The organism is Streptomyces sp. NPDC007905 (genome assembly GCF_042959345.1).
GTDB lineage: Bacteria > Actinomycetota > Actinomycetes > Streptomycetales > Streptomycetaceae > Streptomyces.
This window is the reverse complement of record NZ_JBIBKS010000003.1, coordinates 164,265-187,077: the sequence shown is the minus strand read 5'-3', so window position 1 is coordinate 187,077 and position 22,813 is coordinate 164,265. Positions and strand designations below refer to the sequence as shown.

The following is a 22,813-nucleotide window of genomic DNA, read 5'->3' as shown; positions in this document are numbered from 1 at the left end:
TCAAAGGATTTCGGGAACCGGTACCTCTCCCACGGCCACGCCCCGCAGCCGTTCCGCGATGCCCACCCGGGCCCTGCGGTAGGCGGTCTCCTCGTCGTGCAGTACGGACAGGGCGTTCGCCGTCTCCAGCAACGCCACCAGCTCGAAGGCGAGTTGCTGGACGTCCGTACCCGTACGCAGCTCACCGGCGCTAAGGGCCTCCTCGATGGTGCGCTCCACGCGGGCCGACCACTCGCGCTGGGCCCGGACCACGGCGTCGTGCACCGGGCCGGTCCGCGCGTCGAACTCGGCGATCACCCCGTAGAAGAAGCAGCCGCCCGGGAACACCCGTCCCCGTGAGTACTCGAGCCACAGCTCGCACAGCCGCCAGACCCGTCCGACACCGGCCGGCACCTCGCTCGCGGGCCGGACCACCCGCTCGGTGAAGATCCGTGCCGCCTCCCGCACGGTGGCCAGCTGCAGCTCCTGCTTGGAACCGAACAGCGCGAAGACCCCGCTCTTGCTCAGTTCCAGCTCGGCGGCCAGCCGGCCGACCGTCAGTGCCTCCAGTCCCTCGACGGAGGCGATGTCCACGGTCCTGCGCAACACCAACTGCCGGGTCCGGTTGCCCCGTTCGACCCGCCCGTCGAGCCGTGTCATCCGGCACCCCTAGCGCAGCGCGGGGTGGTCGGCGACCACCGTGCAGGAGCCGGGTGCGATCTCCGTGAAGCCCGCGTCCCGCACCAGGGGCAGCCCGCCGCCGGTCAGCCGGCTCCACTCGGCGGGGTCGGCGGACCGCACCGCCAGCGGGAAGCCCGCATCACGCCAGGCGGTACGCGCATCGTCGGACAGCGCCCACCAGGCCAGCTGGGCGCCGTGCCCCGCCTGGGCCATCGCCTTGCCGGCCGACATCTCCAGCTCGGGGTTGAGCCACAGCACCGGCTCCCCGCGGTCGGCCTCGACGGGCGGCTCGGGATCGTCCAGCTCCGTCCCCGACACCTGCAGCCTGGCCAGCTCCTTGGGCCACCCGTCCAGCGGAACCGGCGGGAAGACCCGCACCTCGGCGGACTTGCCGGTCACCGTGATCCCGGGCAGCGCCTCGGCCCGCCGCCACTCGGCCCCGCGGGCCCGCCGCACGACCTTCCGGATCCGCGCATCCTCCCAGTCCCGCACGGCCTGGGCCCACTCCCCGTCCCCGGTGGTCCGCTCGTCACCGAGCAGCAGGAGCACGGCACGCGCGGCGGTCTCCAGCGCATCCGTGCGGGCAGGCGGAGCACTCCGCTCGATGCGGACGACGAGGGGCAGCACGAACTGCGGCGCCTCGTCACGAGGATTTCGCTCGGAGTGGAAGGGACTGTCACCCGGGGGCGTGGGAACCTGGCTCACAACAGCCAACCCTAAGGGGCACCGGGCGGCATCGATTCACCCGCCCGGAAGGCCGCCGCGCAGAGCGAGCGAACGGCACCGGAGCGTCCGCCCCGCTCCGTGCTCACCGCCCGCCGGTCACCCCGAGCAGGCGGTGCGCTGCGCCTCCTGCCACTCGCACACCGGACACAGCGTGATCCCCTTGTACGACTCCGGGTACTCCGTCGGCTCCTGGCACAGCACGCACGCGGCGTACGGCGGTCCGTCGGCCTTCGGGGGCCGGGCCGCGTCGGCGATCGTGCAGTAGGTCGAGTCGGCCTCGTCGTCCTGGTCCGTCATGTCTCCAGCGTAGGACGGTCACCGGTGGCCGTTCGTCTCGCCGATCAGCTCGGAGACCTTCACGAACCGGTAGCCCCGCCTGCGCAGCTCCGGCACGACCGCGCGGACGACCTGCTCGGTCGTCGGGGCGGCGCTGTGGGTGCAGTGCATGACGACCACCGATCCGGGCTTCACGCCCTCCAGCACCTGCCGGGTGACCGCGTCGGCATCCGTGGCGAAGGCGTCCCCGCTCACCACGTCCCACTGCACCGCGGTGACCCCGACCCCGCTGAGCGCGCGCAGCGCCTGGCGGTCGTAACAGCCGCCGGGGAAGCGGAAGTACGGCAGCGCGTGGGGCACACCCGCCTTGCGGAGGGCGGCGTACGCCCGCTCGACGTCCTGGCGCATCCGGTCGGCGCCGACGGTCGGCAGGCCGTAGCAGTCACCGGTGAACGCGTAGTGGCTGTAGGAGTGGTTGGCCACCTCGAACTGCGGGTCGTGGCCGAGGGAGCGGGCCTGGGCCGGGTACTGCTCGGCCCACCGGCCGGTCATGAAGATGGTCGCCGGCACCTTCAGTGTGCGCAGGGTGCCGATGAGGTCCGGGTTGTCGAAGTGTTCCCCCGAGGCGGCGCGGGGCCCCTGGTCGGCGGTCATGTCGGCGTCGAAGGTCAGCGCGACGGTTTTGCCCAGGGTGCGCGGGCCGTGCTCGAACACCGGGGTCAGACCGCCCGGGCCCGGGGAGAGCAGGGGCGGCCGTGAGGCGGACGGGGAGGCGGGGGCGGCGGGCTGGGCGTGGGCCGGCCGCGCGGGGCCGGGGGCGCCCGCGGTACCGCAGGCGGCGAGGGCCGCGCCCAGGGCGCAGACGGCGGTGATACGGCGTGCTAGTGGGATCACCGTACGAAGGTAGAACTGAATGACTGTTCATAGGGTGATATGCCTCGTGGCGCGGCGTCACGGTCACTCGCGCGGCGGCCCCTCAGAGGTCGCGCCGCTCCAGGGGGCGTACCGCCGGCCCCTGCAGGACGTTGCCGTCGACGTCGAAGCGCGAGCCGTGGCAGGGGCACTCCCAGGCGCGTTCGGCCTGGTTGAAGGCGACCAGACAGCCGAGGTGGGTGCAGCGGGCGGAGACCGCGTGCAGGGTGCCCTCCTCGTCACGGTGCACGGCGAGCCGCTCGCCGTCGGCGCGGACCACCGCACCCTCGCCGGGCGCCAGGTCGGCCACGGAGGCCGGTGGGCGGAGCCGGTCGCCGACGAAGTGACGGGCCACCTCCGCCTGCGTCTTGAGCAGTGACGGCGCCTCCCGCACCACCGACTTCAGTCGGCGCGGGTCGTACAGCCCCCGCCACGGGCAGTCCCGGCCGGTGATCAGGGCCGTGAGCAGCAGCCCGGCCATGACACCGCCGCTCAGCCCCCAGCCGTTGAAGCCGGTCGCCACATAGGTGTGCCGGGCGCCCGGGTGGAACGGGCCGACCAGCGGCACGGTGTCGGTGGACTCGTTGTCCTGCGTGGCCCAGGCGTACTCGAGAGCCACCCCGGGGAAGTGCTTCTCGGCCCAGGCGGCGAGCCGCTCGAAGCCCGCGCCGGTGTCGCCGGTGCCGGGCGTGAAGTGCTCGCCGGTGACGACGAGCAGCCGCCGCCCGTCGTCCCCGTACGGCGCGGTACGCACCGAGCGGGTGTTCTCCTCGGGCGTGATGTACATGCCCTCCGGGTCCGGGCCGTCGGCGAGCGGCCCGGCGACGACCAGTTCCCGGCGCGGGGAGAGACGGGCGAAGAGCAGCGCGCGGTCGAAGACCGGGTAGTGGGTGGCGACGACGACGTCCCGTGCGGTCACCGTGTGGCCCGCCTCGGTGGTCAGCCGGCAGGGCTCGCCGCCTTCCGCCAGACCGACGACCCGTGTGTGCTCGTACACCTGTCCGCCGAGCGCGAGCAGGTCGTGGGTGAGGGCCCGCAGGTACTTCAGCGGGTGGAACTGCGCCTGTCCGCTCACCCGTACCGCGCCCGCCACCGGGAACGGCAGCCCGGTCTCCGTCGTGAACGAGGCCGGCAGCCCCGCCTCCCGCGCTGCCTCCGCCTCCGCCCGCACCTCGTCCACCCGTTCCGGGTCCCGGACGTACGTGTACGCGTCCCGGGTCTCCCACTCGCAGGCGATGCCCAGTTCGTCCACGAGCGTGGCCGCGTGCTCGATCGCCTCGGACTGGGAGCGGGCGTACAGCCGGGCACCCTCGGCGCCCCGGGTACGGCGGAGCCGGTCGTAGACCAGGGTGTGCAGGGCGGTCAGCTTGGCCGTCGTGTAGCCGGTGACGCCGGCCGCCGCCCGCCCGGCCTCCAGCACGGCCACCCGCAGCCCGGCCCGGGCCAGCTGGTGGGCGGTGCTCAGCCCGGCCATGCCCGCGCCGACGACGGCCACGTCGACGTCGAGGTCGTCCGTCAGGGCCGGGTGGACCGGTCCCGGGGCGGTCCGCAGCCAGTACGAATCGGTGACCTGCCGAATCTCGCGCATGGCCGCCGGGTACCCCGCCCGGCCCGCCTCACGTCCGCTTCAGCAGCCGCTCCCGGCACTCGGCCACATCGAAGTCGCCCTTCGGGTACCGCGGATCGAGGGCCTTCAGATGTTCCAGCAGCAGGCGGCTGACCGCCCAGTTGCGGTACCACTTGCGGTCCGCCGGGATCAGGTACCAGGGCGCGTGCGGGGCCGCGCAGTGCTCCAGGGCGGCCTCGTACGCCTCCTGGTAGGCGGGCCACAGGGCGCGCTCGTCGATGTCGCCCGGGTTGAACTTCCAGCGTTTGCCGGGCCGGTCCAGGCGGCGCAGCAGGCGGCGCCCCTGCTCGTCGTAGGAGATGTGCAGGAAGCACTTGACCAGGGTCACGCCGTCCTCGGCGAGGGACCGCTCGAAGTCGTTGATCCGGCCGTAGCGGCTGCCGATCTCGGCGGGCACGGCGAGGTGCCGGACACGCGCGATCAGGACGTCCTCGTAGTGCGAGCGGTCGAAGATGCCGATCTCGCCGGGCTCCGGCAGCGCGCGCCGCACCCGATACAGGAAGTCGTGTTCCCGCTCCTCCTCGGTGGGGGCCTCGAAGGCCTTGATCCGGCAACCGGACGGGTTGAACTGGCCGACGACGTGCTTGACCGTGCCGCCCTTGCCGCTGGTGTCCATGCCCTGCAGCACCAGCAGTACCCGCCGCCGGTCGCCGGCCGTGCCCGCGGCCCACAGGCGCTCCTGCAGGCGGCCCAGGCGCTTGCCCATGCGCGCGCTGTCCGCGAGCGCCGCATCCTTGCCGTTCGGAGCGCAGGGCGTGGCCCGTGTGTCGTACGACGCCAGGTCGACACCCTCACCGGGCGGGAGCCGCAGGACTTCCCGGAGGCCCTTGGCACCCTGCTTCGACACGGCACACCCCTTCCCGTCGGATCCCTCGATGGTGCGCCCCCCGAACGGCGTACGCCACGCCGGGTCCGCCCGGCGGATCAGTCCGGCTCCAGGCGACAGTGCCCTGTCCGTACGGATGGGCGTGCCGCGCCCGGCAATTCCGGCATGCTCCACCGATCAGCCGTGAACACCCCTGCGGGTCACTACCCCTGGCGTCCGTACCGCCCGGTGAGGGTGCCCGTCGCGAGGGTGTGACCGTACAGGGCCCGCAGGAAGTCGGCCGGGCCGGCGTCGGGTGCGAGGCCGGGGCTGCGGTCGGTGGCGTACACGGTGAGCACGTAGCGGTGCGGGCGGTCGCCGCGGGGCGGGCAGGGGCCGCCGTAGCCGGTCTTCCCGAAGCCGTTGCGGCCCTGCCTCGCCCCCTGCGGGCGCCCACCGGAGGCGAGGCGGCCGGTGTGCGGGTCGATGTCCCAGACGAGCCAGTGCGTGAAGGTGCCGCGCGGGGCGTCCGGGTCCTGCAGCAGGAGAGCAAGAGAAGCGGTGTGCGCGGGTACGCCGCTGAGAGCGAGCGGCGGTGAGACGTTCTCGCCGTCGCAGGTGAAGCGCCTCGGGATCGTGCCGCCGTCGGTGTAGGCGGAACTCGTCACCGTGAGCCGGCCGGTGGCGGTGGGGGACGGGCCGGAGGGCGCAGCGGCCGAGCCGCCCCCGTCCCCGCACCCCGCGACGACGGCCGTCGCGGCCACGGCAACCATCCAGAGTCTGCGCACGCCGAGACGCTATCCGGGCCGCGCCTCTCCGTCACCGTGCGGCGCGGGCAGCTGATTGCCTCGCTCCAGGAAGTGCAGCAGCTCCACCGGGATGGGCAGCACCAGCGTCGAGTTCTTCTCGGCCGCCACCGCCATCACCGTCTGCAGCAGCCGCAGCTGGAGCGCGGCCGGGGTCTGCGACATCTGCTCGGCGGCCTCGGCGAGCTTCTTCGAGGCCTGCAGCTCGGCGTCGGCGTTGATGATCCGGGCCCGGCGCTCCCGGTCGGCCTCGGCCTGGCGGGCCATGGACCGCTTCATCGTGTCCGGCAGGGACACGTCCTTGATCTCCACCCGGTCGACCTGGATGCCCCAGCCGACGGCCGGGCTGTCGATCATCAGCTCCAGGCCCTGGTTGAGCTTCTCCCGGTTGGAGAGAAGGTCGTCCAGGTCGCTCTTGCCGATGATCGAGCGCAGCGAGGTCTGCGCCATCTGGGAGACCGCGAACTTGTAGTCCTCGACCTTCACCAGCGCGCTCGCCGCGTCGACCACCCGGAAGTAGACGACCGCGTCCACCCGCACGGTGACGTTGTCGCGGGTGATGCCCTCCTGGGCCGGGATCGGCATGGTCACGATCTGCATGTTGATCTTGTGCAGCCGGTCCACGAACGGGATCACCAGCGTCAGGCCCGGATTGCGTACGTCACCCGCGAGCCGTCCGAGCCGGAACAGCACGCCCCGCTCGTACTGCTTGACCACCCGCGCCGCCATCGCCAGGTACACGAGGCCGACGCAGCCCGCTGCCACGGCGGCTCCCAGCAGCTCATGGAGCATGATGACCTCCTCGCACAGAGGCCTGCTTTGTCTGTCGTTGTAACCATATGCCGGGCTTGGGGCGGAAGCCATGGGCCGGGCCGGGGTGCCGAAGGGCGTCGGCACCCGGCCCGGGGACTACGACCTCGACAGGAGGTCCGCCCGCGGGAACCCGGCCTGTGCCCACCCGCCGAGCGAGGCGCCGGCGCGTGCCCGACGGCTCGGCCGGTGGACGGTCGTCACGCTGCGCTCGCCCTTGCCGGTTCCTCCGACCGGGCCGTCACCCTCACCGGCTCGGTGCCTGCCGCGCTGTGGCGCTCGGCCCAGTTCTCCAGGGCCGTGCGGCAGGCATGGTCCAGGTGGTGCAGACCGGACAGGTCGAGCCGGACCGGGCGGTCCTGGGGCAGCGCCTCCAGGCTGTCGAGGATCTTCGGCAGCCGCAGGAACGTCGCGTTGCCCGACAGGTACGCCTCGACGGGGCCCGCGCCCTTGTCGACGACCTCCAGCCGCAGGTGCGAGGCCTCCCAGGCCGTCTTGACGACCGCCAGCGCGAGACCGATGAGCACGCCCTCGAACATGCTGACCGCCACGATCGACACGGCGGTGACGGCCAGGACGAACGCCTCTCCCCGGTGCTCGCGCCACAGCACGGCCAGCGCCCGGACCGGCACGAGCTTGGCACCCGAGTGGATCAGGATGCCCGCGAGGGCCGGGATCGGGATGCGGGCGAGCACGTCCGGCAGCAGGGCGGCGAAGAGGAGCAGCCACACGCCGTGCAGGACGCGGGAGGCCTTGGTGCGGGCGCCCGCCTGCACGTTGGCCGCGCTGCGCACGATCACCGCGGTCATCGGCAGCGCGCCGAGCAGCCCGCAGAGCGTGTTGCCCGCGCCCTGGGCGATCAGTTCCTTGTCGTACTCGGTGCGCGGTCCGTCGTGCAGCCGGTCCACGGCCGCCGCGCTGAACAGCGACTCGGCGGACGCGATCAGCGTGAACGCGACGACTGTGCCGAGCACGCCGACGCCCGCGAGCTCGGCGAAGGCGCTCATCGGCGGCGGCTGGACGGAGTCCAGCAGCCCCTTCACCTCGACGGTGGCCACCGGCAGGCCGAGCACCAGCGCGGCCGGCGTGGCGAGGCCGACGGCGGCGAGCGGACCGGGCACCGTACGCGCCTTCGCCGGTGCGTGCTTCCACAGCACCAGCACCGCGACGGTGCCCGCGCACAGGGCGAGCGAGGCGAGCGCGTTCCCGTCGCCCAGGGCGTCCAGGAACGCCCCCGGCAGCCCGGCCATCCTGCCCAGGCCCGAGTCGGGGGCCTTGGCCGCCAGGGCCGGGTACAGCTGACCGGCTATCAGGACCAGACCGATTCCGGCCAGCATGCCCTCGACGACCGAGACCGAGATGGCCCGGAAGTACCGGCCGAGCCTCAGCGCGCCCATGAGGACCTGGAGCAGTCCGGTGGCGAGGACGATCGCGCCGAGCGCCGGCAGCCCGAACTCCTTGACCGCCTCGAAGACGAGCACCGTCAGTCCGGCGGCCGGCCCCGACACCTGGAGGCTGCTGCCGCGCATCAGCCCGGTGACGACACCGCCCACGATGCCGGTGACCAGGCCGAGTTCGGCCGGTACCCCCGAGGCGACGGCCACGCCCACGCACAACGGGAGCGCGACCAGGAAGACGACGAGGGAGGCGGTGACGTCCTGCCGCACATGGGGGAAACGGGATATGGGAGTACGGGGCATCGGCGCGCTCACAGGGCTTCGAAGGTGTCGGTCTGCGGGCGGTGCGCCCGTACGGCGCCGGTGTGCACCTCGTAGTACCAGGCGTGCAGACCGAGTGCGCCCTCCGCCAGCTTCCGCTCGATGCACGGGTACGAGCGCAGCCGCAGCAGTTGGGTCAGGACATGGCTCTGGACGCCCTCGGCGACCTCCGGGTCCTCGGCCGCGCCGGTCGGGCGCGGGGTGGCGTGCGCCAGCCAGTCGCGCACGGCGGGTACGGCGGTCAGGTCGTCGCCGCGCACCAGCGCGCCGACGGCCCCGCAGTGCGAGTGGCCGCAGACGACGATGTCGCGGACGCCGAGCACCTCCACGGCGTACTCGATGGTGGCGGCCTCGCCGGTGGGGTGCTGCGAGGCGTACGGCGGGACGATGTTGCCCGCGGTGCGCAGCTCGAAGAGCTCGCCCGGGCGGGCGCCGGTGATCAGGGCCGGGACGACCCGGGAATCGGAGCAGGTGATGAACAGCACCTGCGGGGACTGGCCTTCGGCGAGCTGGGCGAACTCCTCAGGGCGCTGACCGAAGGTACGGGCGTTGTCGATGAGGGGCTGCATATGTGTGGACTCCTCCTGGCGCGCCTTACTGGCGCGTCGGGCTTGCACGACGTTCGTGTGTGTGGGGGGAGCCGTCTCTCAGCAGCGGAAGACCTGGCGAGCTGCCGGGGAGTGGGCTCTGGAGGATCTCGTGGTCCGGTGGTGCGGGGCACCGGACGGGGCCGGCACCTGCGCAGCGGCCGCCTGCCGGGATATGAGCGGGCGTTCCGCCGCCGGCCCGGAGGCGGAGCCACGCTGCCGGTCGCGGAGGTGCCGGGCGCCCACGGGCTCCTGCGAACAGCCGCCCTCGCGGAGCGTGTCCGCTCCGTTGCGCGTGGTTGTCGGGGTGAGTGCCGTTCCGGATACGGCCTTGGCCTTGGCGTGACCGAGTGTGTGCGCGGATGCGAAGGTTCCCGCGGGCGCGAACAGTTGCAGGGCGAGCAGGGCGGCGGTGAGCAGGGCGAGCAGCGTCCGGGCCGCGGTACCTGGGAACATGCGCCCTCCTCCCGGAAGTTCACGCCTTCTTGTGCACATCAAGCCTTGGTCAATGGATGGTCAAGAAACACGTTAACCCTGCAAAGTCCTTTGCAGGGTCAACTGGCGGTTGGGCGCGCAAGAAGCGTGAAAAGTGCGGGTCGTGTGGCGCGAACTGGCTCTTGACCCGTGAATGCTGATCGACTAATGGGAAGCGGCTACGAGCCGACGAGCCCCTTCGCGTCCCGGGCCAGCGCGGTGAGCCGGGATATCGCGCGGAAGTACTTCTTGCGGTAGCCGCCGTTCAGCATCTCCTCGCTGAACAGCCGGTCGAACGGCAGTCCCGAGGCGAGCACGGGCACCTCACGGTCGTACAGGCGGTCCGCCAGCACCACCAGCCGCAGCGCGGTCGACTGGTCGGGCACCGGCCGCACATCGGTGAGGCACACCGCCTTCAGACCGTCCGTCAGGGCGCCGTACCGGCTCGGGTGCACCTTGGCCAGGTGGTCCAGCAGATGCGGGAAGTCGTCGAGCGAGGCGCCCGCGGTGGCGTACGCCGCCTTCGTCACCTCTTCGTCGGTGAACGGCGCCGGAGCCTCGGGCAGCCCGCGGTGGCGGTAGTCCTCGCCGTCGATGCGCAGGGTGCGGAAGTGGGCGGACAGGCCCTGGATCTCGCGCAGGAAGTCGGCGGCCGCGAACCGGCCCTCGCCGAGCTTGCCGGGCAGCGTGTTGGAGGTGGCGGCCAGCGCCACGCCCGCCTCCACCAGCTTGCCGAGCAGCGTGGAGACGAGCACGGTGTCGCCCGGGTCGTCCAGCTCGAATTCGTCGATGCACAGCAGGCGGTGGCCTTGAAGCGTCTGCACGGCCTTCTGGAAGCCGAGCGCGCCGACCAGGTTGGTCAGCTCCACGAAGGTGCCGAACGCCTTGAGCGCGGGCTCGGCCGGGGTGGCGTGCCACAGGGAGGCGAGCAGATGGGTCTTGCCGACGCCGTAACCGCCGTCCAGGTACACACCGCGGGGGCCGGCCGGGGCCTTGGGCGCCCTGGACCTGCCGAACCCGAGGAACCCGCGCCTGCCGGCGCCGGAGGCGTGCGCGCCGCCCAGTCCGGCCGCGAAGCCCTCCAGCACCCGTACGGCCTCGGTCTGGCTGGGCTGGTTCGGGTCCGGGATGTACGTGGCGAAGCGGACCGAGTCGAAGCGCGGCGGCGGCACCATCTCGGCGACGAGCCGGTCCGCGGGGACGTGCGGCTCACGGGCGCACAGGGACAGCGGGCCCGCGTCGGTCAGAGGGCTGGAACCGTGGGCTTCGGTGGATGACGACACGGTTACCCATGCTAAGCGCCGTGTCAGACTGCACGACATGCGACGCCTGTTCCCTGTGACCTATGAAACAGCAGCCCAGGCCTCTGGCGGGGGCCCGGAGGAACGGGAGGTGAGGGGGAGCGCTGGTGCGGATGCCGCTGATGCGCCCGGTGAGGCCGCCGGTGCCGATGTGGTCAACCGTGAGTGGAGCCTCGCCGAGCTGGCCGCCGCCTACGCCTATCCGGAGCCGGCCCCCGGCGCCGGCGCCCCGCAGCCGTGGCTGCGGGCCAACATGGTCTCGACCCTCGACGGCGCGGCCCAGCACGAAGGGCACTCCCAGCCCATCTCCAGCGCGGCCGACATGCGCATCTTCGGCACGCTCCGCGCCCTCGCGGACGTGATCGTGGTGGGCGCGGAAACGGTACGGCAGGAGGGGTACCGCCCCGCACGCGCGCGTGCGGAGTTCGCGGGGGCCCGGACGGCCGCGGGCCAGGGCCAGGCCCCGGCGATCGCGATCGTCACCGCCGGTCTGGAGCTGGACTTCTCCCTCCCGCTGTTCACCTCGCCCCTGGTGCCCACCCTGCTCCTGACCGGCGCCGCCGCGGCCCCGGACCGGGTCGCCGCAGCGGAGAAGGCCGGCGCGCGGGTGGTCGTCGCCGGGGAGGGCATGGGGGTCGACCCGGCGCGCGCGGTACGCGCACTCGCCGACCTCGGCCACGTCCGGCTGCTCACCGAGGGCGGGCCCCGGCTGCTCGGCCAGCTGGTGGCCGCGGAGGTGCTCGACGAGCTGTGCCTGACCGTCTCGCCGATGCTCACGGCGGGGAACGCGCAGCGCATCGCCGGGGGGCCCGCCGTCACCGTTCCGCGCCGCTTCGAACTGGTGTCCCTGCTGGAGGAGGACGGATTTCTGTTCAGTCGTTACCGTCGGTCCTGAACACATCGGAATCAGTCGTTCCGGTTAGCTTTCGGCGGGCACACTAGGTCCGGCACTACCCGTGCGATCACGGGGCAGGATGGTTTCCGCAGGGCCTGGCCGGGGCCCACGGAGGAGAGAGGCGCCTGGTGTTCACAAGCGTTCTGATGATCGAGAAGGCCCTGACGTCCGCCGACGTGGAGTTCGTCACCACCTTGCACGCGGAGGAGCCGGTCCACTTCCACGTCCTGCTCCAGCCGCGCGGCGACCAGGCCGACCGCCTGCTGCGGGCCATCGACGACATCGCGCTCGGCGAACTGGACGAGGCCCGCCGCGAGGGCACGACGCCCGAGGGGGAGGAGGCCAAGAGTGTCGGGCAGCAGGCGCTGGAGGTCTCCCTGCAGGCCCTGCGGGGGGCCGGGAGCCAGGCGGAAGGCCGGTTGATCGAGGACCATCCGCTGGACGCGCTCAAGGCGCTGGTCGCCGAGGTGGGTGCCGATGAGGTGATCGTGCTGACCGATCCTCACTACGTGGAGGAGTTCTTCCACCGGGACTGGGCCTCGCGGGCTCGGCACAAGGTGGGGGTGCCTGTGCTCAAGTTGTTCTCGCACAGCAAGGCGTAGAGCCCCCGCCGGGGAGGCCGTGAGCGCCGGCCGGGGCGCGGTGCGCCGACGGGCGCGGGCCCGTCGCGGTTGCTCGCGCTCCCGCGGCGGAGCCGCGTGTCGATACGCCCCGCGCCCCTGACTCGGCCGCCCCGCGCTCCTTGCGGGGTGATCCCGTTCCAGCGCATAGGCTAGGCCTGCTTCAGCACACGCACGTACCGTCTCTGGGGAGAAACGCATGGCACCCGGCCTTCCTGCCGCCATGGACCGACCGCACTTCATCGGCATCGGCGGCGCCGGGATGTCGGGGATCGCCAAGATCCTGGCGCAGCGTGGGGCCAAGGTGGCCGGCAGTGACGCCAAGGAGTCGGCGACCGCCGAGGCGCTGCGGGCACTCGGCGCGACCGTGCACATCGGGCACGCCGCCGAGCACCTCGCCGACGACGCGAGCTGCGTCGTCGTGTCGTCGGCGATCCGGGAGGACAACCCGGAGCTGGCCCGCGCCGCCGAGCTGGGGATCCCGGTGGTGCACCGCTCCGACGCGCTGGCCGCGCTGATGCAGGGGCAGCGGCCGATCGCCGTCGCGGGCACGCACGGCAAGACCACCACGACCTCGATGCTGGCCGTCTCCCTCTCCGAGCTGGGCCTGCGGCCGTCGTACGCCATCGGCGGCGACCTGGACGCGCCCGGCTCGAACGCGCTGCACGGCGAGGGCGACATCTTCGTCGCCGAGGCCGACGAGTCGGACCGCAGCTTCCACAAGTACGCGCCCGAGGTCGCCATCGTCCTCAACGTCGAGCTGGACCACCACGCCAACTACGCCTCGATCGAAGAGATCCACGAGTCCTTCGAGACCTTCGCCGGGAGGATCGTGCCCGGCGGCACGCTGGTGATCTGCGCCGACCACGCGGGCGCCCGCGAACTGACCCGGCGGCTGGCCGGCGCGGTGCGGACGGTGACGTACGGTGAGGCCGAGGACGCGGACGTGCGGGTGCTGTCCATCGTTCCGCAGGGGCTGAAGAGCCGGGTCACCGTGATGCTGGACGGCCAGGAGCTGACCTTCACGGTCTCCGTGCCCGGCCGGCACTACGCCCTCAACGCCGTCGCCGCGCTCACCGCCGGTGCCGCCCTCGGTGTCCCCGCCGCGGAGCTGGCACCCGCGCTGGCCGCCTACACCGGCGTCAAGCGGCGCCTGCAGCTCAAGGGCGAGGCGGCCGGGGTGCAGGTGATCGACTCCTACGCCCACCACCCCACGGAGATGACCGCCGACCTGGAGGCCATGCGCGCCGCCGCCGGCGACTCCCGCATCCTCGTCGTCTTCCAGCCGCACCTGTTCTCCCGTACCCAGGAACTGGGCAAGGAGATGGGCGACTCGCTCGCCCTCGCCGACGCCTCGGTCGTGCTCGACATCTACCCGGCCCGCGAGGACCCGATCCCCGGGGTGACCAGCGAGCTGATCATCCAGGCCGCGCGCGCGGCGGGCGCCGACGTCACCGCCGTGCACGACAAGGCGGAGATCCCCGCGGTGATCGCGGGAATGGCGAAGCCCGGTGATCTCGTTCTCACCATGGGCGCGGGCGACGTGACCGTCCTGGGCCCGCAGATCCTGGACCGTCTGTCGCAGCAGTAAAGGGGCTGAGGCTCATGTCGTACGACGTCGAGAAGCCGGACGAGCAGTGGCGCGCGGAGCTGACGCCGGCGGAGTACGCCGTGCTGCGCCAGGCCGCCACCGAGCCGGCCTTCACCGGTGAGTACACCGACACCAAGGCCAAGGGCGTCTACTCCTGTCGCGCCTGCGGTGCCGAGCTGTTCACCTCCACCACCAAGTTCGAGTCGCACTGCGGCTGGCCGTCCTTCTACGACCCGAAGGACACCGACGCGGTGCAACTGGTCGAGGACCACTCCCACGGCATGGTCCGCACCGAGGTCCGCTGCGCCCGCTGCGGCTCCCACCTCGGCCATGTCTTCGAGGGCGAGGGCTACCCCACCCCCACCGACCAGCGGTACTGCATCAACAGCATCTCGCTGCGGCTCGAGCCCGACGAGGCCTGACACCGCTGCGGCTCAAGGGGCGGCCGGGACACCAGTGACTGGTGCCCGGCTCGCTCCGGTTTGAGACTCTGTGAGGGCGAGGGGTGTGGCGCGCTGGATCCAGGCCCGTCGCACGTCCCTGTCTCCCGACGGCCGCCGTCGGGCGGAAGCGGCCGGTGCGCCGGCGGGCGACGCGATGCGGCTGGAGGCGCTGCGCACCGTCGCCGGCGGCATCGGCACCACCCTCGACGAGGGCACGACCTGCGCCGAGCCGACCCGTGCCGCCGTACGGCTGGCGGGCGGCGCGGCCGCCGTCATGCGCCGGACCGGCAAGACCCTCTCCGGGTACCAGGCGGTCATCGGGCCCGTGGAGGTGCTGCCGGAAGCCCGCCAACGGGCGGGACGCACGGACGCTGTTCGAGGACATGGTGGAGCGGATGGCGGTGCGGCTGTCCGGGGTGGAGCGGCCGGGCCATCAGGAGTTGCTGGTGCTGCGTACGGCTGATCTGCCGGAATCCTGAGGGGAGCGGCCCGACGCCCACCGTGTGCGGACGCCACCGGCACGGCCGCCTTCGCACCAGGCCCTGTAGGGCGTGGCCCGGCCGCCGCCCGGACCGGTCGGGCGAGGGTCGTCATGAGGCGTGCGCACCGGCCGGGTGAGGGACAGCGGATCCCGGTTCGCGACAGCGATCACCGGTGCCGCGTCCGGGGCGTTTGCGAGCCCCCACCGAGCGCCGCACGAGAATCAGGCGACCCACAGCTCAGGCACGGTCCGGTCACGCCCGGCCGGCCGGGACTCTCCCGCCGAAGTGCGGAAACACTCGCGGTCTACACTCTCCGGACAACGGCCCAGGCTTCGCCAAACCCGAAGGATATGCGGCGTTTTGATACGGATAGACTCAGTCACCAAGCGGTACCCGGACGGCACGGTGGCCGTCGACCGGCTGTCGCTGGAGATACCGGACCGCGCGATCACCGTCCTCGTCGGCCCCTCCGGCTGCGGCAAGACGACGACCCTGCGGATGATCAACCGGATGGTGGAGCCCAGCGAGGGCAGCATCCTCCTCGACGGCAAGGACATCCGGCAGCAGCCGGTCAACACCCTGCGCCGGTCGATGGGGTACGTCATCCAGAACGCCGGTCTCTTCCAGCACCGCACCATCCTCGACAACATCGCCACCGTGCCCCGCCTGCTCGGCTGGGGCAAGCAGAAGGCGCGGGCGCGGGCCGCGGAGCTGATGGAGCGGGTCGGTCTCGACGCCTCGCTCGCCAAGCGGTACCCGTACCAGCTCTCCGGCGGTCAGCAGCAGCGCGTCGGCGTGGCCCGGGCGCTCGCCGCCGACCCGCCCGTGCTGCTGATGGACGAGCCCTTCTCCGCGGTCGACCCGGTCGTGCGCAAGGGACTGCAGGACGAACTGCTGCGCCTGCAGGGCGAGCTGGGCAAGACGATCGTCTTCGTCACCCACGACATCGACGAGGCCATCAAACTGGGCACCAAGGTCGCCGTGCTGCGCACCGGCGGCAGGCTCGCCCAGTTCGCCCCGCCGGCCGAACTGCTCAGCGCGCCCGCCGACCCCTTCGTGGAGGACTTCCTCGGTGCCGACCGCGGCATCCGGCGGCTTTCCTTCTTCCCGTCGACCGAACTGGAGTTGCAGACCGCTCCCGTCGTCGCCCTCGACGCGGGCGCGGAGCAGCTCACCTCCCGTGGCGCGGCCCCCTACCTCCTCGTGACCGACGGCGCCGGCAAGCCCCTCGGCTGGGGCGAGCCGGACGACCTCACCGCCGGGGAGATCGACCCCGACCGCCTGCTGCCGTACGGGCGGCCGTTCGTGCCCGGCAGGGACTCGCTGCGCACCGCGCTCGACGGGGCCGTCCTGTCGCCGACCGGCTGGGCCGTGGCCGTGGACGACGAGGGGCGCGCCGTCGGCGTCGTCTCCCAGCAGGTCATCGGCGAGGCGATCCGTGCGGCCCACAGCCGCGTGGCCGACCGCGCCGACGTCAAGGCCGCACGATGAGCGGCTTCTTCGACATCCCGAGCGACCTGCAGCACAGCTACCTCGGCCTGATCGGCATGCACCTGCGGGAGGCCCTGCTGCCGGTGCTGGCCGGACTGCTGGTCTCGCTGCCCCTGGCCCAGCTGTGCGTGCGGTTCCGCTGGCTCTACCCGCCCGTGCTCGGTGTGACGACCGTGCTGTACGCCGTCCCGTCGCTGGCCTTCTTCGTCGTGCTCATCGACTACACCGGCCAGACCGAGACCACGGTGATGATCCCGCTCGCCGTGTACAGCCTGGTGGTGCTGGTACCGGCGATCGTGGACGGCGTCCGCTCGGTGCCGCAGGAGACCCTGGCCGCGGCCACCGCCATGGGCCTCGGACCGGTACGGCGTTACCTGCAGGTCCAGTTGCCCATCGCCGTGCCCGCGATCATCGCGGGCCTCAGGGTGGCCACCGTGTCCAGCATCTCGCTCGTCAGCGTCGGCATGCTCATCGGCAACCAGGGTGCCCTCGGCAATCTGCTCAACGACGCGAACATCTACCACCGGCCCGAACTGGCCGTGAACTCCGTGGTGACCACTGCCGTCCTGGCGATCCTCGCCGACGCCGTGCTGATCCTCGTCCGCGTCCTGCTCACCCCCTGGATGCCGAGGAAGGGTGCCACCCGGTGAACGTACTCAACTTCGTCCAGGCCTTCTTCGGCGACAGCGCCCACTGGCACGGCTACGACGGCATTCCCACCCGCGTCACCGAGCACCTCGGCTACACCCTCGAGGCACTCGCGATCGCCGCCCTCATCGGACTGCCCGTCGGCCTGGTCACCGGCCACACCGGCCGTGGCGGCAACGTCCTGGCACTCATCGCCACGGCGGGCCGGGCGCTGCCCAGCTTCGGTCTGCTGGTCCTGATGTTCATCTGGATCGGGTTCGGCCTGCTGCCGGTGATGATCCCGCTGGTCGTGCTCGCCGTACCGCCGATCCTGGTCACCACCTACGAGGCCATCCGCTCGGTGGACCCGTCCCCGGTGGACGCGGCGCGGGGCATGGGGATGTCCGAGCCGAGGGTCCTGTTCCAGGTGGAGGTGCCGGTCGCGCTGCCGCTGATCCTGGGCGGCCTGCTCACGGCCGCCGTCCAGATCGTCTCCACCGCCACCATCGCCGCCTATGTGAGCCTCGGCGGCCTCGGCCGGTTCATCATCGACGGCCTGTACCAGAAGAACTACGAGAAGGTCGTCGGCGGTGCCACCCTGGTCGCCGGGACGGCGCTCGCGACCCTCGCGGTGTTCTGGGTGGTGTCCCGGATCGCGGTCTCGCCGGGGGTGCGCCGCGGCAACTGAGGGCCCGGGATGGTCAGGACACCGCCTGGCTCCCGGTGCGGGCCAGCGCCAGCTCGAGTACGACGAGCAGCGCGTCCCGCACCGAGCCGCGCTCGCGGGCGTCGAACACCACGACCGGGACGCCCTCGGAGACGTCCAGGGCCCAGCGGACCTCCTCCAGGGAGTGCTCCACCGTGCCGTCGAAGGCGTTGACCGCCACCGCGAACGGGATGCCCTTGTGCTCGAAGTAGTCGACGGCCGTGTAGCAGTCGTCCAGGCGGCGGGTGTCGACGACGACGAGACCGCCGACCGCGCCCTCCACGATGTCGTCCCACATGAACCCGAACCGCTCCTGCCCGGGCGTGCCGAACAGGTACAGCTTCAGCGTCGGGTCGATGGTGAGGCAGCCGAAGTCCATCGCCACCGTGGTGGTGGTCTTGCGCGGGGTGTGCGTGAGGTCGTCCACGCCCGCCGCGACCTCGGTGATCGACGCCTCGGTGGTCAGCGGCTCGATCTCCGAGATCGAGCCGACGGCGGTGGTCTTGCCCACGCCGAAGCCGCCCGCTATCACCATCTTCACCGGCAGCGGCGGCCGCACGGGGGTGGGTGCGGCCGCGCCCCGGGTGAGCGGTTCAGTCGGTGTCACTCGGTACCCCTCGGGAGTCGGGGACGGCCCGCAGGCCGTCGATAACCCTGCGCAGGACGGAGGCGTCGTGGGTGGCTTCGGTGTCGGGCAGGTACACCGCCAGCTGCCCCGCCTCGCGCAGGTCTTCGGCCAGGACGCGGACCACGTTGAGGTGCAGCCGCAGCCGGGCCGCGAGTTCCGCGATCGACTGCGGCAGCCGGCAGGCGGCGACGATGTCGTACCGCTCGAAGGAGAGCCGGCCCAGCGCGTCGAGACCGGTGGCGGTGGCCACCACCTGGGTCTCCAGGGGCAGCGACCGGCCGGGGGCGGCGTCCGCCACCCGGCCGGCGGTGACCAGGAACGGCCGTACGGCGGGGGCGGGGCCGACCGGGTCGGGCCCCGGGGGCGGGGTGCCGTCCGCCATGGTGACCTACTCCTCCTCAGTGTGCGGACGCGGCGCCGACGCTGTTCTTCAGCTCCAGCACGAGCTGCGGGCTGAGCGCGGCACCGGCGCGGTTGGCGAACAGCGTCATCTCGTAGGCGATGTTGCCGAGCTTGGCGTCCTTGTCGGCGACCACGCCGAGGACGGCGCCGCTGCCGATCGCGGAGACGATGACATGGCCGCCTTCCAGATCGATGATGACCTTGTTGAGGCCGCCCAGGCCGTAGTTGCCGGAGGCACCGGCGGCCAGGCTGGTGATGCCCGAGACGATCGCGGCGAGCCGCTCGGAGTGGGCGTGCTCGCGCAGCTCCGACACGGCGATCAGCAGCCCGTCGGAGGAGACGGCGATCGCGTCGACGACGCCCGCGGTCTCGGTCGCGAATCGGTTCAGCAGCCAGGTGAAGTCGGCCGCAGCTGCCTGCAGGTCGGTCGGCGCGGTGCCGTCCGTCGGGGTGTCACCTGTCGACGTGCTCACTGCTCGGCTCCTTCCGGAAGGTGGTTCTGGTCGTGCGGTGGGGTCGTCGTCGTGCTCTCGAGGCGCGGTCGCGCGTGTCCGGTCTCGCTGTCCCGGTGGGCGCGTGCCACCGCCGCCTCGAACTCGTCCAGCGCGCTGCGCTCCGCCTCCGCGTCCCGGGTGCGGGCCGTCTGCGGCACGGCCTGTGCGGCTCCGGCGGTCGTACGGAGGGTGGCCCCGCGGACCCTGCGGCGCAGGGGGCGACCGGTGCCGGGGGAGACGAGCTGCGACTGCGCGGCGTCGGTGGCCCCGGGTTCCCGGCGGGGCAGGCGGCGGGGCAGCTCACCGGTGGGTTCGGCCTTCTCGACGGCGGAGTCGGACGGTACCGGTCCGGTGGGGGCCTCGGCGTTCGCCGGTGCCACGGCGAGCGGGCTCGCGGGCGGCTCGGTCACCGGGCTCGACGTCAGCAGCAGCGAGGCCGGGAGGGTCACCTCCGCCGTCACACCGCCGCCCGGTGTCCGGGTCAGCTCGACCCCGATCTCCCAGCGGCGGGCCAGCGCGCCCACCACGAACAGGCCCAGCACCTTCGTCGGCACCAGGTCCAGTCGTTCGCGGCGGATCAGTCGGGCGTTCTCCTCGGCGAGCCGCTCGGCGCTCATGCCGAGACCGTGGTCGGTGACCACGACGTGGGCCCCCTCGGCGCCGGAGCGGACGGTCACCTCCACCGGGCTGCCCTCGGGCGAGAACGACACCGCGTTCTCCAGGAGTTCGGCCGTCATCAGCGTGAGGTCGCCGATGATGTCCGGCTCGACCATGGTGTCCGAGGCGGCGTACAGCCGGACCCGCTGGTAGCCCTCGATCTGCCCGAGCGCGGCCCGTACGACGTTGCTGAGCGGCGTGGGCCCGCCGTCCAGCGCCGTCTCCCGGATGCCCGCCAGCAGCATCAGGCTGTCGGCGTTGCGGCGCAGGCGTACGGCGATGTGGTCGATGGAGTAGAGCCGCTCGAGCAGCGCCGGGTCGGTCTCGCCGCGCTCCACGGCGTCGATCAGCGCGAGTTGGCGTGTGGTCAGGTTGCTGACCCGGCGGCCGACGTTGCCGAACATCTCGGCGGTGTTGCGGCGGCTGAGCACCTGGCGGGCGAGCAACGCCGCGGCGGTGGTCTGCACCCGGTTGAAGGCCTCGGCCAGGTCGCCGATCTCGTCGCGTGCGGTGACCGGCATGTCCCGCAGCCGGGGCGGACCGTCGTCCTCGGCGTCGTCGTCGGCCACCCGGGCCAGCTCGCGCCCGGCCACCTCTTCGACCTCCCGGGCGGCCGCGGTGAGCGCCTGCACGGGCCGGACCACCGAGCGGCGCACCAGCACCGCGAAGGCGATCCACAGCGCGAAGCCGGTCAACGCGCCGTACAGCAGCAGGTCGGCGCGCCACTGGGCGGAGGCGGCGGCGTGGTCGGCGCGGTCGGCGATCTGGCCGATCAGCGAGGTGGTGATGCTCAGCCGGGCGGCGGCCTGGTCGGGGTAGTCCGGGTAGTCGGCCAGCGCGTCCTGGACCGCCCGGCGGATCTGGTCGCGCGACCCGGCCTGCAGTCGCGTGGGATCGATCTGCAGCTCGGCGAACGACTCCGCGATCTTCTGCTGGGCGGGAGAGCGGTCGATGCCGGCCAGCTGCCGCGCCTGGCGCTCGGTGGCGAACCGGGAGAAGCGGTCGCTCTGGTGGCGGTACAGGTCGTGGGAGCCGACCGCGTTGGTGAACTCGATCAGCGCGTTGGTGTCCCCGGTGGTCGCCGAGAACACGTTGGTCTCGAAGGCGCCGTGGGCGGCGTCCGCGCGCAGCAGGGAGTCCAGCAGGTTGCCGGTGAAGGTCGACGCGAGGGTGGTGTTGCGGTCGAGCCCGAGACCGTCGATGAGGCCGCCCGCCGCATTCGTGTAGGCGGGGTCGATGTCGTCGGCCGGCAGATAGCCGCGCTCGACGCGCTGGCGCAGGCTGGACAGGCCGGCGATGTCCTTGAGGGCCCCTGCCCCCGCATCCGGCAGCCGGTCGCCGAAGGTGTCGCGCACCTGCCTGGCCTGGGCGTCCACCGCGTCCTGCGCCGCGCGGTAGGCGGCGAGCGAGGGCCTGGAGTCGCCGGACTCGAAGCGTGCGGACAGCAGGACCGCCTGCTGGTGCTCGGCCTCCACACGGTCCACCAGCCGGGCCACCTGCGCGCTGTCCCGCACCATCCGGGCCGCCGACTCGGCGCTGTCCGACTGCTCGGCCAGGTCGGTGACGAGGTACCCCAGCAGGACGGCGATGACGGCGAGCGGGATGCCGACGAGCAGGTTGAGCTTGCGCCGGAAGGGCCAGCGGTCGGCGAAGCCCCGTGCACCGCCGCGTACCGGGGCCTGCCGGGCGGGCGCGTCCACCTGGTTCGTGGACACCGGGCCTCCTTCGTGGGGTGCTTTACGGCGGAAGCGGGCCCCGTGCACCGCTGTGACCGATATCAACTGCCGTGAGACTATCGTCTCCTTGAATCACCGATCAGTTCGCTCTTTGTCAAGAATCCGTTACGAGACGCTTCCAACTGAGCGCGGTTCGACAACAATCGTGACCTGGAGGCACTTGACTGGCGAAGAAGCGGCTGGATTGGATCAGTGGGTGACTTCCAACAACCGCATCAGCAGGCCCATCCGGAGGAACCGAGGCGCGGCGGCGGTCGCCCTCGCGGCGGCGACGGCCCTGCTGGCGGGCTGTAACTCCTCCGACGACAAGGGCGGCAACCCCCTTTCGGACAGCAAGGCGAGCGGCGACAGCGTCGTCGTCGGCTCCAACAACTTCGCCGAGAGCATCCTGCTCGCGGACATCTACGGCGAGGCCCTCAAGGCCAAGGGAATCAAGGTCACTTACAAGCCGAACATCGGCAGCCGCGAGACCACCTACGGTCTGCTCAAGAACGGGTCCATCTCGGTCCTGCCCGAGTACAGCGGCGCGCTGCTGGCCTACCTCGACCCGAAGGCCGCGCCGAAGACCGTCGAGACCACCACCTCCGCCATCGAGGCCAAGCTGGCCTCGAAGCTGACCCTGCTGAAGCCCTCGCCCGCGCAGAACAAGGACTCCGTCACGGTCAACGCGGCCACCGCGAAGAAGTACAAGCTCACCGAGAAGTCCTCCATCGCCGACCTGAAGGACGTCGCCAAGGACCTGGTCATCGGCGCCTCGCCGGAGTTCCAGACCCGACAGCAGGGCCTGGTCGGCCTGAAGTCCGTGTACGGCCTGGAGTTCAAGTCCTTCAAGGCGCTGGACGCGGGCGGTCCGCTCACCCAGGCGGCGCTGAAGAAGAACGCCGTGCAGGCCGCGGACATCTTCACCACGGCCCCGGCCATATCCAAGGAGAAGTTCGTCGTCCTGCAGGACCCGAAGAACCTCTTCGGCTTCGAGAACGTCCAGCCGCTCGTCCACAAGAGCGCCCTGTCGCAGAAGGGCGTCGACGCGCTCAACGCCGTCTCCGCCAAGCTGGACACGACCACGCTGCTGGACCTGGACACCCAGGTGCAGTCGCAGAACAAGGACCCGCTGGACGTCGCCAAGGCCTGGCTGAAGTCCGCAGGTCTCGGCTGACCGACCGCGGCGCGGACGCGACCGCGAACACGACGACGCGGGTGCCCCCGGAGGCCGGGGACACCCGCGTCGTGCTGCACGGACCGAGCCGCCCTCACTCTCGCGGCCGCCGCAGACCCGCCTTCGGCGGCGCGTGAGTATTCCGCACGGCCGACGGGTGTGACGGAAGAAATCCGCATCCTT

General features: G+C 72.2%; 25 protein-coding genes. 9 read left to right on the top strand and 16 right to left on the bottom strand.

Annotated elements, in window-relative coordinates; all coding sequences use genetic code 11:
• The 12 genes from ACFZDC_RS07270 to zapE all read right to left on the bottom strand — a co-directional run bounded on the left by ACFZDC_RS07270 (position 1) and on the right by zapE (position 10,684).
• The gene (locus tag ACFZDC_RS07270) at positions 1 to 639 is read right to left on the bottom strand and encodes a TetR family transcriptional regulator C-terminal domain-containing protein (RefSeq protein WP_391321044.1); all 639 of its coding nucleotides are present in this window, start codon (positions 637 to 639) and stop codon (positions 1 to 3) included.
• Between the two features lie 9 nt (positions 640 to 648).
• Positions 649 to 1,365 (bottom strand): peptidyl-tRNA hydrolase, encoded by a 717-nt coding sequence (locus tag ACFZDC_RS07265; protein WP_391321042.1) that lies wholly within the window; start codon positions 1,363 to 1,365, stop codon positions 649 to 651.
• Positions 1,366 to 1,482: 117 nt separating this feature from the next.
• The gene (locus tag ACFZDC_RS07260) at positions 1,483 to 1,683 is read right to left on the bottom strand and encodes a hypothetical protein (RefSeq protein WP_391321040.1); all 201 of its coding nucleotides are present in this window, start codon (positions 1,681 to 1,683) and stop codon (positions 1,483 to 1,485) included.
• A gap of 18 nt (positions 1,684 to 1,701) precedes the next feature.
• Positions 1,702 to 2,556 carry a polysaccharide deacetylase family protein gene (locus ACFZDC_RS07255; protein WP_391321038.1) on the bottom strand — a complete coding sequence of 285 codons (855 nt, stop codon included), beginning with the start codon at positions 2,554 to 2,556 and terminating at the stop codon, positions 1,702 to 1,704.
• An 82-nt stretch (positions 2,557 to 2,638) separates the two neighbouring features.
• Positions 2,639 to 4,162, bottom strand: a complete 1,524-nt coding sequence (locus tag ACFZDC_RS07250) for an FAD-dependent oxidoreductase (protein WP_391321036.1) — start codon at positions 4,160 to 4,162, stop codon at positions 2,639 to 2,641.
• Between the two features lie 28 nt (positions 4,163 to 4,190).
• Positions 4,191 to 5,048 (bottom strand): PPK2 family polyphosphate kinase, encoded by an 858-nt coding sequence (locus ACFZDC_RS07245; RefSeq protein ID WP_391321034.1) that lies wholly within the window; start codon positions 5,046 to 5,048, stop codon positions 4,191 to 4,193.
• Positions 5,049 to 5,230: 182 nt separating this feature from the next.
• Positions 5,231 to 5,794: a YbhB/YbcL family Raf kinase inhibitor-like protein gene (locus tag ACFZDC_RS07240; RefSeq protein ID WP_391321031.1), complete on the bottom strand. Its 564-nt coding sequence runs from the start codon at positions 5,792 to 5,794 to the stop codon at positions 5,231 to 5,233.
• A gap of 9 nt (positions 5,795 to 5,803) precedes the next feature.
• Entirely contained in the window at positions 5,804 to 6,604 is an 801-nt protein-coding gene (locus tag ACFZDC_RS07235; RefSeq protein ID WP_391321029.1) for an SPFH domain-containing protein, read from the bottom strand.
• A 218-nt stretch (positions 6,605 to 6,822) separates the two neighbouring features.
• Positions 6,823 to 8,322, bottom strand: coding sequence for a SulP family inorganic anion transporter (locus tag ACFZDC_RS07230; protein ID WP_391321027.1), 1,500 nt, complete (start codon positions 8,320 to 8,322; stop codon positions 6,823 to 6,825).
• A gap of 8 nt (positions 8,323 to 8,330) precedes the next feature.
• On the bottom strand, positions 8,331 to 8,909 hold the full coding sequence (locus tag ACFZDC_RS07225) for a carbonic anhydrase (protein ID WP_391321025.1): 579 nt from the start codon (positions 8,907 to 8,909) through the stop codon (positions 8,331 to 8,333).
• 78 nt (positions 8,910 to 8,987) lie between these two features.
• Positions 8,988 to 9,383, bottom strand: a complete 396-nt coding sequence (locus ACFZDC_RS07220; protein ID WP_391321023.1) for a hypothetical protein — start codon at positions 9,381 to 9,383, stop codon at positions 8,988 to 8,990.
• Positions 9,384 to 9,580: 197 nt separating this feature from the next.
• On the bottom strand, positions 9,581 to 10,684 hold the full coding sequence (gene zapE, locus ACFZDC_RS07215; RefSeq protein ID WP_391321021.1) for a cell division protein ZapE: 1,104 nt from the start codon (positions 10,682 to 10,684) through the stop codon (positions 9,581 to 9,583).
• A 37-nt stretch (positions 10,685 to 10,721) separates the two neighbouring features.
• On the opposite strand from zapE, the gene ACFZDC_RS07210 reads away from it, so the two are divergent.
• The 8 genes from ACFZDC_RS07210 (at position 10,722) to ACFZDC_RS07175 (ending at position 17,539) form a co-directional block, all read left to right on the top strand.
• A complete protein-coding gene (locus ACFZDC_RS07210; protein WP_391321020.1) occupies positions 10,722 to 11,597 on the top strand; it encodes a dihydrofolate reductase family protein in 876 nt (291 codons plus the stop codon).
• Positions 11,598 to 11,725: 128 nt separating this feature from the next.
• Positions 11,726 to 12,199, top strand: a complete 474-nt coding sequence (locus ACFZDC_RS07205) for an indole-3-glycerol phosphate synthase (RefSeq protein ID WP_391321018.1) — start codon at positions 11,726 to 11,728, stop codon at positions 12,197 to 12,199.
• 217 nt (positions 12,200 to 12,416) lie between these two features.
• Positions 12,417 to 13,808, top strand: coding sequence for a UDP-N-acetylmuramate--L-alanine ligase (murC, locus tag ACFZDC_RS07200; protein ID WP_391321016.1), 1,392 nt, complete (start codon positions 12,417 to 12,419; stop codon positions 13,806 to 13,808).
• Between the two features lie 14 nt (positions 13,809 to 13,822).
• Positions 13,823 to 14,230 (top strand): peptide-methionine (R)-S-oxide reductase MsrB, encoded by a 408-nt coding sequence (gene msrB, locus ACFZDC_RS07195; RefSeq protein ID WP_391321014.1) that lies wholly within the window; start codon positions 13,823 to 13,825, stop codon positions 14,228 to 14,230.
• A 404-nt stretch (positions 14,231 to 14,634) separates the two neighbouring features.
• Complete coding sequence (locus tag ACFZDC_RS07190) at positions 14,635 to 14,730, top strand: hypothetical protein (RefSeq protein ID WP_391321011.1); 96 nt, start codon at positions 14,635 to 14,637, stop codon at positions 14,728 to 14,730.
• Positions 14,731 to 15,093: 363 nt separating this feature from the next.
• Positions 15,094 to 16,224 (top strand): ATP-binding cassette domain-containing protein, encoded by a 1,131-nt coding sequence (locus ACFZDC_RS07185; protein ID WP_391321009.1) that lies wholly within the window; start codon positions 15,094 to 15,096, stop codon positions 16,222 to 16,224.
• Positions 16,221 to 16,874: an ABC transporter permease subunit gene (locus ACFZDC_RS07180; RefSeq protein WP_391321007.1), complete on the top strand. Its 654-nt coding sequence runs from the start codon at positions 16,221 to 16,223 to the stop codon at positions 16,872 to 16,874. Before ACFZDC_RS07185 ends, ACFZDC_RS07180 begins: the two co-directional genes overlap by 4 nt.
• Entirely contained in the window at positions 16,871 to 17,539 is a 669-nt protein-coding gene (locus ACFZDC_RS07175; protein WP_391321005.1) for an ABC transporter permease subunit, read from the top strand. The genes ACFZDC_RS07180 and ACFZDC_RS07175 overlap by 4 nt, the downstream gene beginning before the upstream one ends.
• A 13-nt stretch (positions 17,540 to 17,552) precedes the next feature.
• Here ACFZDC_RS07175 and ACFZDC_RS07170 read toward each other — a convergent pair whose 3' ends face one another.
• From ACFZDC_RS07170 to ACFZDC_RS07155, 4 genes are read right to left on the bottom strand one after another with little or no spacing between them, the layout of a single operon-like run.
• A complete protein-coding gene (locus ACFZDC_RS07170) occupies positions 17,553 to 18,164 on the bottom strand; it encodes an ATP/GTP-binding protein (RefSeq protein WP_391321003.1) in 612 nt (203 codons plus the stop codon).
• Positions 18,151 to 18,567 (bottom strand): DUF742 domain-containing protein, encoded by a 417-nt coding sequence (locus tag ACFZDC_RS07165; RefSeq protein WP_391321001.1) that lies wholly within the window; start codon positions 18,565 to 18,567, stop codon positions 18,151 to 18,153. Before ACFZDC_RS07165 ends, ACFZDC_RS07170 begins: the two co-directional genes overlap by 14 nt.
• Positions 18,568 to 18,583: 16 nt before the next feature.
• Positions 18,584 to 19,060, bottom strand: a complete 477-nt coding sequence (locus ACFZDC_RS07160) for a roadblock/LC7 domain-containing protein (RefSeq protein WP_391320999.1) — start codon at positions 19,058 to 19,060, stop codon at positions 18,584 to 18,586.
• Positions 19,057 to 21,453: an ATP-binding protein gene (locus tag ACFZDC_RS07155; RefSeq protein WP_391320997.1), complete on the bottom strand. Its 2,397-nt coding sequence runs from the start codon at positions 21,451 to 21,453 to the stop codon at positions 19,057 to 19,059. The genes ACFZDC_RS07160 and ACFZDC_RS07155 overlap by 4 nt, the downstream gene beginning before the upstream one ends.
• Positions 21,454 to 21,670: 217 nt before the next feature.
• Between ACFZDC_RS07155 and ACFZDC_RS07150 the strand changes: the two genes are divergently transcribed.
• Complete coding sequence (locus tag ACFZDC_RS07150; RefSeq protein WP_391320995.1) at positions 21,671 to 22,630, top strand: glycine betaine ABC transporter substrate-binding protein; 960 nt, start codon at positions 21,671 to 21,673, stop codon at positions 22,628 to 22,630.
• Positions 22,631 to 22,813 lie beyond the last annotated feature (183 nt).